Raw genomic sequence first — 7,478 nt, forward strand, 5'->3', positions numbered from 1 at the left:
CCTCCCATGGGCACCAAGGTGCCCCGCCGGCTTCCCGCCAACCGCTGTCAGCCGCTCATTTCCTCGGCCAGGGCGCGGGCGAAGACGGCGATGTCGTCCTCGGTGGTGTCGAAGGCGCACATCCAGCGGACCTCGCCGGTCCGCTCGTTCCAGGTCGAGAACGCGTAGCGCTTGCGCAGCCGGTCGGCCACCTCCCGGGGAATGACCGCGAACACGGCGTTCGCCTGTACCGGCTGGGTGATGCGCACGCCTGGTACGGCGCGCACCGCGGAGGCCAGATGCTGGGCCATCGCGTTGGCGTGCGCGGCGTTGCGCAGCCACAGGTCGCCCTCCAGTAGCGCGACCAACTGCGCGGACAGGAAACGCATCTTGGACGACAGCTGCATCCCCATCTTGCGCAGGAACTCGATGCCGCGCACCGCGCCCGGGTCGAGCACGACGACGGCCTCGCCGACCATGAGGCCGTTCTTGGTGCCCCCGTACGACAGCACGTCCACCCCGGCGTCGGTGGTGAACGCCCGCGGCGGGACGTCCAGCGCGGCGGCGGCGTTGGAGACGCGGGCGCCGTCCATGTGCAGCAGCATTCCGCGCTCGTGCGCGAACGCCGCGAGCGCCGCGACCTCCTCGGGCGTGTAGAGGGTGCCCATTTCGGTGCTCTGGGTGATGGACACGATCCGGGGCTGGGCGTGGTGCGGGTCGCCCCAGCCCCATGCGTGCCGGTCGACCAGTTCGGGGGTCAGCCGCCCGTCGGGCGTCGGAATCGGGATCAGCTTGAGCCCGGCGACGCGCTCGGCGGCGCCGCACTCGTCCACGTGGATGTGGGACGACTCGGTGCACAGGACCGAACTCCACGGCTCGGCCATCGCCTGGAGGCCGACCACGTTCGCGCCCGTCCCGTTGAACACCGGGTAGGTGTCAGCCTGCTCGCCGAAGTGGCGCCGCATTACCTCGCGCAGCCGCGCGGTGTGGACGTCGTCGCCGTAGGCGGGCTGGTGGCCCACGTTGGCGGCGGCGAGCGCGGCGAGGATCTCGGGGTGGACGCCCGCGTGGTTGTCGCTGGCGAAGCCCCGGAACGGCGCCGAGGCCGGGGCGGCGGAGGACGTCGCGGGGTCAGGGGGAGAGGTCAAGGCGTGTTCCGTTCAGCTCGGCGGCGGGCCGGTCCCACAGGCCGGCGATGACTTCGGCGAGATCGTCGACGTGCGTGAACCCGTCGAACGCCGCGCCGGGGTTCTGCGCGCGCATCGCGTCGTTCAGCAGTGCGTGGACGACCAGGACGGTCGCGGCGGACTCGGTGCCCGCGAAGGAGTCGGCCAGTGCCAGGACCCAGGTCTCCGACGCCGCCTTGGCCGCCGCGTAGGCCGCCACCCCTTGGGTGGGGTGCCGCGCCGCGTGCTGGGACACGATGGCGACGCGGCCGCCGCCGGGGGCGGAGCGCAGCCGCTCGTGGAAGGCCAGCGTGGTGTGCTGCAGGGTCCGGATGAGGAGGTCGTGCAGGAAGTCCCAGTCGGCCAGGTCGGTGTCGCCGAACGACTTGCCGCCGCGCCAGCCGCCGACGAGGTGGATCAGCCCGTCCACCCGGCCGTGCTCGGCGACGACCCGTTCGGCCCACGCCTCAGTCCCGGCGCGGTCGAGCAGGTCGACGACGGTGGGGGTGACCCTCTCGTCGTCCCATTCGTGGGCCGTCCGGTCGGCGGTGACGACCCGTGCGCCGCCGGCCGCGAGGGCCCGGACGACCGCCTGCCCGGTCGGTCCGCCGGCGCCGGCGACGACGACCACGCGGTCGGATCCGGGCGTGCCCGAAGTCTGCTGCGTCATGCCCTCATTGTCGCGCAGCCTCGGGGCCGCCCGGAGGTCAGGAGGCCTGGGGGTGGGCGTCGGTGCCGTTGAGCGACTGGGCGGCGGGCTCGGCGAGCCGGTCGCCGACCGGCGCGGCGGCGGGACGGACGCTCAGCCGGGTGCGCAGCGCGTCGACGTCGTCGCCGAGCCGGGCCATGGTGGCCTGCAGATCGCGCCACAGCCCGGCGCGCTGCTCCATCCGGACCAGGCGGCCGCGCAGGTCGGCCACCCGGTTCTCGATCGCCTCCAGTCCGCCGCGGGTCGCGGCGGACTCCCGGCCGGCCCTGATCATCCCGGTGGCCAGCGCGGTGAGGTCGCGTTCGGTGTCGTCCATCCGCTCGTCGATCCGGGGCAGCAGCCGGTCGTTGAGCTGGGTGATCAGCGAGTCCAGGTCGGTGCGCAGCGCGGTGAGCTCGCGGTCCTGGCCCGCCAGGGCCTCCTCCAGCCGCCGGATCCTCGCCTCTTGGGCCGCGTGCTCGGAATCGGCCGTGCGTCCGGGGTCCTCGGTGAGCGCGGCGAGCAGGTCGACGCCGGCGCGCAGTCGGCGCTCCGCCTCCTGGGCGGCGCGGCGGACGAGGCCCGAGAACACGGTCATGAAGGCTCCTCGAGGGCTGAGAGGGACGAAATGGACTCCAATTTAAACTTTAGGCGAACTGCAGCGGGACGGCGCATGTCGGCGGAGCGTTCTTCCGGTGAACGCCGAGCTCGCAGTGGCGACCGGCGGTGGTCGTGATATCGGCCACGACGCGTGTCGGCCGCGCGGTTCGCGCCGGTTCCGACGGCGTCCCGGCGCGCCCGTGCGGCGCATGTCCCTACCGGCCGGCCTGTGCCGGCGTGTGACGGCTCAGTTCGTGCCGTCACGCCCGAACGGGTCGGGCTGCGGTTGGGCCCGGCCGGTCGTCCAGCGCTCTCCCGCGGACGCGCCCTGACCCGTGCAGACGCACAGGCCATGGTGCAGGATCAGCCGCGCACGCCGTGCGGTGTACTCGTCCGGACGTTCGGCCGGACGCACACGTTGGCAAGTCAAGCACAACAAGCCCCAGCTCTCCCCCCTGAAACGCCCCCATTACGCTCAACCCCCACTAATACCTGCCGGCCGGTGGGACTGCTGACCGACGCTCCGGGGCATCCGCCGGTTTTCATCCGGGATGCCGGGGCTCCTTCGGCCGGAACCGGTCAGCCGCCCGTTCCGTTCGGCGGATCGCCCGAGGCGGCAGGCACATGGCGGCTGAAGTGCGGCGTTGCGTGACGGGACGGCTCAGGTGAACCGGCCGCGCCGCCGTCCCCGCGTTCCCGGGACGGCCCCGGCGGACCCGTCGGCCAGGACCGGCCCGACCTTCCGGACGGCCCGCGCGCTCAGGCGGTGCCGACGCCCGCGCCGGCCAGGTGGGTGCAGTCGTTGTACGACACCGCCTGCAGCCGGCCCTCGCCGCGCCGCCAGCGGGTCACCGCACAGTTGGCGATAGGCGTCTTCTCGATCTCCATCACCTCCCGCTCGGACAGGCCCTCCACCAGGTACCGGGTCGTCACCACGATCGCGTCGTGCGTCGTCACCAGCACCCGCTCGCCCGCCGCCTCCTGCTCCAGGTCGCGGTACAGGCTGCGCAGCCGCAGCGCCAGATCGGCCCACGACTCGCCGCCGGGCGGGCGGTAGTAGAACTTGCCGAGGCGGGTCATGCGGGCGGCCTCCTCGGGGTGGCGCCGCTGGATCCCGACCCAGGTGAGGCCCTCCATCATGCCCATCTCGCGGTCGCGCAGCCGCTCGTCCACCCGGATCTCGACGTCGTAGGGGGCCTGGGCGAGGGCGATCCGCGCGGTGTCGACCGCGCGCGTGTAGGGGGAGGACACCACGCGGGTGGGACGCTCGTCGGCGGGCAGCCCCGCCAGCCAGCGGCCCAGCGCCGCCGCCTGCTCGCGGCCGGTCTCGGTGAGGGGGATGTCGGCGTCGCGCTCGACGATCCCGGTCTCCTCCGCGTCGGTGCCCTGCACCGCCAGGTAGGCCAGGTTGCCGGTGCTCTCACCGTGCCGGACGAGGGTCAGCCACTGGAGCGCGTTCACGCGAGCCATGATCCCATGCCCGCGGCGGTCGTAGGTCCAGAATGCCCGTCCGCGCGGGCCGGAACGCCGTGCTCTACAGGCGGTAGTAGTCTCGGGGTCCTATGACGAGCGTCCTGGCCAACGTGATCATCGTGGTGTCGTTGCTGGCCGCCCTGCACGCCTTGGTCAGCGCGTGGCGGGACCGCCCGATGGACTGGTGGCATCTGGGCGTCCTGGGCGTCCTGGAAGCGCTGCTGATCGCCCAGGCCGTGACCGGCTTCGCCAAGCTGTCGGGCGACGGCGGCCCGGCCGACTCGGCCACGTTCGTCGGCTACCTGCTCGGCGTGCTGCTGATCCCCGCCGCGGGCGCCGGCTGGGGCCTGCTGGAGCGCACCCGCTGGGGGCCCGCGGTGATCGTGGTGGCGGGCCTGTCGGTCGCCGTGATGATCGTCCGCATGAACCAGATCTGGGAGGGCACCGTTGCCTGACCCCTCCGGCACGGCGGCCGGGGCAGCGGCGACGCGGAGCGGACCCGGGCGGCTGCTGGTCGCGGTGTACGCGATCTTCGCGCTGGCGGCCGGGGCCCGGGCAGGCGTGCAGATCGCCACCCGGTTCTCCGAGGCGCCCTTCGCCTACGCGCTGTCGGCGTTCGCCGCGGTCGTGTACGTGCTGGCCACGGTCGCGCTGGCGCTGGGCGGGCGGACCTCGCGGCGGGTCGCGTTCGCCGCGCTGTCGATCGAGCTGGCGGGCGTCCTGATCGTCGGGACGCTGAGCCTGGCCGATCCCGGGGCCTTCCCTGACGCGACGGTCTGGTCGGTGTACGGGCGCGGCTACGGGTTTATCCCTCTGGTGCTGCCGATAGTGGGGTTGTACTGGTTGCAACGCACGGCTTCGTCCGCGAAGGTCTGACCAGGAGCGAGCGGACGAGGCGGGCGCGTGTGCCGCCTCCGGCGGGGACACCCTTTCTTAGGGGTCGCGCTGAATGTTGATGGGCGTCCCCGCTGGAGGAAGCTCCCTCTCCTTATGCGCCCTCCTCTCAAGGCGTCGTGCCCTCCTCGTTCGATCGGTGGTCTGTGCGGCTCAGGCCGCGGTCATCGTCTTGCCGCCGATCGGCAGGGCGTGCACGGCGGCGCGCGTGACGGCCTCCACGTCCTCGGGGGACAGGTCGGCCACCGGGTTGCGCAGGATCCAGCGGATCATCTTCAGCGGCGGGGCGAAGACGATGGCGTCGGCCCGGAACGGGGCCTTCTTCACCTTCCCGCCGTGCACCACCAGCACCGGCACCACCTTCACCTCGATCTCCGCGCGCTCGGCGATCAGCCCGCCGGCGATGGCGGAGATCTCGGCGAGCCCGCGCACCATCTGCGACTTGGTGCGGCCGTCGATGAACAGCGTCCCGCCGTGCTCGCCGATCTCGGTCTCGGGATGCCAGGCGTCGTTGTGCACCAGCCACAGCCCGCCGGGCCCGACGATCAGCTGGTCGACGGTCCCGTGGCCGGGCACCGTCCGGTTGTGCAGGACGCGGTGGCCGCGGCGCTCCAGCGTGTGGCGCAGGAACCGGCCCATCCGCTCCTCGCCGCGCAGCCCGCGCCGCCACACCTTGCTTGCGTTGTAGACGTGCCAGTGGAAGTAGGCGTCGGCTGCCGCCACGACCAGTGCCATGACGACTCCGAAAACGGGGTTGACCAGGGCACCGCACGACAACAGCGTCAGTACCGCGAGAATTGCCCGGGTGCGGAGCCTGCCCTTGCGGCCGCGTTGCCACAGCTCCTCATAGACCGCCTGCGGGGAGCCGCCCGTGAAGGCGTCCCTGCCTCTGAGATAGATGGAGCTGCCGAACATCCCGACCTCCTGCGCACGGACCGAACAAACCGCCAACGCTGCCGATTATGTAGATACCACTTTCCGGCACGCGACCCCGGGTGAGGGAAGTCCACCGGAAAGGCAACCACCCAAGAAAGAGGTATTGCCGCATCCTGGACTCGCCGGAGCTTCTCCGAACCATGCTGAAGTGCGCTTTAGAACGTTCGGCGAGAATGGCGAAATACGCGGTGCAACTATCACCGCAAGGCTCACGGGGAAATCGGGCCGTGGCATTTCTCACATGCGGCGGACCGGATGTGAGGACGGTCCGGGCGGTCCCGCGCGGCGGCCACACTGGTGGGATGGACGCCTCCGCCCGGACGCCCCGGCCGAACGGCCCCCCGCGGCACCGGCCGGCCGCCCCCGAGCCGTCCGCCGCGCCGTCCCGCCGGAGCGCGGGCCTGCCCGTGCGCGCCGCCGTCCCCGCCCTCCTGGCGGCACTGGACGAGCGCGGCACGGCCGTGCTGGCGGCCCCGCCCGGCACCGGCAAGACCACCTTCGTCCCGCTGGCGCTCGCCGGGCTCGCCGAACCGGGCGCGGGCACCGCGACCGGCAAGGTGATCGTGGTGGAGCCGCGCCGCCTGGCCGCCCGCGCCGCCGCCCGGCGCATGGCCTGGCTCCTGGACGAGCGCGTCGGCCGCTCGGTCGGCCTGAGCGTGCGCGGCGAGCACCGTCCCGGCGCGCTGATCGAGGTGGTCACCACCGGCGTGCTGCTCCAGCGGCTGCAGCGCGAGCCGGAACTGGCCGACGCCGGGACGGTGATCCTGGACGAGTGCCACGAGCGCCATCTGGACGCCGACACCGCCCTGGCGTTCCTGCTCGACGTGCGCGCCGCGCTCCGTCCCGACCTGCGGCTGATCGCCGCCTCCGCGACCGCCGACACCGCGCCGTGGGCCCGCCTCCTGGCCGGCGGGGAGGCCGCGCCCGCGCCCGTGGTCGAGACCGCGGCGGCCGCGCATCCGGTCGAGGTCGTCTGGGCGCCGCCGGAGCGTCCGCTGCCGCCGCCGCACGGCATGCGCGTCGACCCGGCCATGCTCGCGCACGTCGCCGCGACGGTGCGCCGCGCCCTGGCCGAACGCGACGGCGACGTGCTGTGCTTCCTGCCCGGAGTCGGCGAGATCGCTCGCGTCGCCGGGGCGCTGCGCGAGGTCGCCGCGGAGGTCCTCCAGGTGCACGGGCAGGCGCCCGCCGCCGTGCAGGACGCCGTGCTCGCGCCGGGGGAGCGGCGCCGGGTCGTGCTGGCCACCTCGGTCGCCGAGTCCAGCCTGACCGTGCCGGGCGTGCGGGTCGTGGTCGACTCGGGGCTGGCCCGCGAGCCGCGCACCGACCACGCCCGCGGCCTGGGCTCCCTGACCACCGTGCGGGCCTCGCTCGCGACCGCCGCCCAGCGGGCAGGGAGGGCCGGACGGGAGGCGCCCGGGACGGTGTACCGCTGCTGGACGCAGGCCGAGCACGAACGGCTTCCCGCCCGTCCCAGGCCCGAGATCGAACTGGCCGACCTGTCCGCGTTCGCGTTGCGGATCGCCTGCTGGGGCGACCCCGACGGGCGCGGGCTGGCACTGCTCGACCCGCCGCCCGAGGCCGCCCTGCGCGCCGCCCGCACCGTCCTGCGGGCCCTCGGCGCGGTCGAGCCGGACGGCGCCGGCGGCCGGGTCACCGAGCGCGGGCGCGCCCTGGCCCGCGTCGGCGTCGAGCCGCGGCTGGCCCGCGACCTGGTCGCCGGGCTGCCCGGCGGGTCGCTG

The 7,478-nt window shown here is 73.8% G+C and carries 8 protein-coding genes; 3 read left to right on the plus strand and 5 right to left on the minus strand.

Annotated elements, in window-relative coordinates; all coding sequences use genetic code 11:
* Positions 1–47 precede the first annotated feature (47 nt).
* The 4 genes from ABD340_RS15285 to ABD340_RS15300 form a co-directional block, all read right to left on the minus strand.
* On the minus strand, positions 48–1,127 hold the full coding sequence (locus ABD340_RS15285; RefSeq protein WP_344589595.1) for a threonine aldolase family protein: 1,080 nt from the start codon (positions 1,125–1,127) through the stop codon (positions 48–50).
* Positions 1,111–1,815 (minus strand): SDR family NAD(P)-dependent oxidoreductase, encoded by a 705-nt coding sequence (locus ABD340_RS15290; RefSeq protein ID WP_344589596.1) that lies wholly within the window; start codon positions 1,813–1,815, stop codon positions 1,111–1,113. The genes ABD340_RS15285 and ABD340_RS15290 overlap by 17 nt, the downstream gene beginning before the upstream one ends.
* A 37-nt stretch (positions 1,816–1,852) precedes the next feature.
* On the minus strand, positions 1,853–2,431 hold the full coding sequence (locus tag ABD340_RS15295; protein ID WP_344589597.1) for a hypothetical protein: 579 nt from the start codon (positions 2,429–2,431) through the stop codon (positions 1,853–1,855).
* Between the two features lie 761 nt (positions 2,432–3,192).
* Entirely contained in the window at positions 3,193–3,903 is a 711-nt protein-coding gene (locus ABD340_RS15300; RefSeq protein WP_344589598.1) for a histidine phosphatase family protein, read from the minus strand.
* A gap of 92 nt (positions 3,904–3,995) precedes the next feature.
* On the opposite strand from ABD340_RS15300, the gene ABD340_RS15305 reads away from it, so the two are divergent.
* The gene (locus ABD340_RS15305) at positions 3,996–4,361 is read left to right on the plus strand and encodes a hypothetical protein (protein ID WP_344589599.1); all 366 of its coding nucleotides are present in this window, start codon (positions 3,996–3,998) and stop codon (positions 4,359–4,361) included.
* On the plus strand, positions 4,354–4,782 hold the full coding sequence (locus ABD340_RS15310; protein ID WP_344589600.1) for a hypothetical protein: 429 nt from the start codon (positions 4,354–4,356) through the stop codon (positions 4,780–4,782). The genes ABD340_RS15305 and ABD340_RS15310 overlap by 8 nt, the downstream gene beginning before the upstream one ends.
* 171 nt (positions 4,783–4,953) lie before the next feature.
* Here the strand turns inward: ABD340_RS15310 and ABD340_RS15315 are convergent, their stop codons facing one another.
* Entirely contained in the window at positions 4,954–5,715 is a 762-nt protein-coding gene (locus ABD340_RS15315) for a nuclease-related domain-containing protein (RefSeq protein WP_344589601.1), read from the minus strand.
* Positions 5,716–6,038: 323 nt separating this feature from the next.
* Here ABD340_RS15315 and ABD340_RS15320 point away from each other — a divergent pair.
* On the plus strand, positions 6,039–7,478 hold a 1,440-nt coding region (locus ABD340_RS15320; protein WP_344589602.1), incomplete at its 3' end, for a helicase-related protein.

The sequence above is a fragment of the Actinomadura vinacea genome (assembly GCF_039532545.1).
Classification (GTDB): domain Bacteria; phylum Actinomycetota; class Actinomycetes; order Streptosporangiales; family Streptosporangiaceae; genus Spirillospora; species Spirillospora vinacea.